This window comes from Streptomyces griseosporeus (genome assembly GCF_014656055.1).
GTDB lineage: Bacteria > Actinomycetota > Actinomycetes > Streptomycetales > Streptomycetaceae > Streptomyces > Streptomyces griseosporeus.
The window spans coordinates 1-562 of the sequence record NZ_BNBR01000016.1 but is presented as its reverse complement, the minus strand read 5'-3'; the positions used below and the strand labels follow the sequence as shown (position 1 = coordinate 562).

Annotated in this window: 1 rRNA gene; it reads left to right on the top strand. The window is 59.8% G+C overall.

What is annotated here, in order from left to right:
* Positions 1–562: ribosomal RNA gene (locus IE308_RS36630) — 16S ribosomal RNA — on the top strand; the annotation flags it as partial.

The following is a 562-nucleotide window of genomic DNA, read 5'->3' as shown; positions in this document are numbered from 1 at the left end:
AGTCGAACGATGAACCACTTCGGTGGGGATTAGTGGCGAACGGGTGAGTAACACGTGGGCAATCTGCCCTGCACTCTGGGACAAGCCCTGGAAACGGGGTCTAATACCGGATATGAGAGCCATGGGCATCCATGGTTCTGTAAAGCTCCGGCGGTGCAGGATGAGCCCGCGGCCTATCAGCTTGTTGGTGAGGTAACGGCTCACCAAGGCGACGACGGGTAGCCGGCCTGAGAGGGCGACCGGCCACACTGGGACTGAGACACGGCCCAGACTCCTACGGGAGGCAGCAGTGGGGAATATTGCACAATGGGCGCAAGCCTGATGCAGCGACGCCGCGTGAGGGATGACGGCCTTCGGGTTGTAAACCTCTTTCAGCAGGGAAGAAGCGAAAGTGACGGTACCTGCAGAAGAAGCGCCGGCTAACTACGTGCCAGCAGCCGCGGTAATACGTAGGGCGCAAGCGTTGTCCGGAATTATTGGGCGTAAAGAGCTCGTAGGCGGCTTGTCACGTCGGATGTGAAAGCCCGGGGCTTAACCCCGGGTCTGCATTCGATACGGGCAG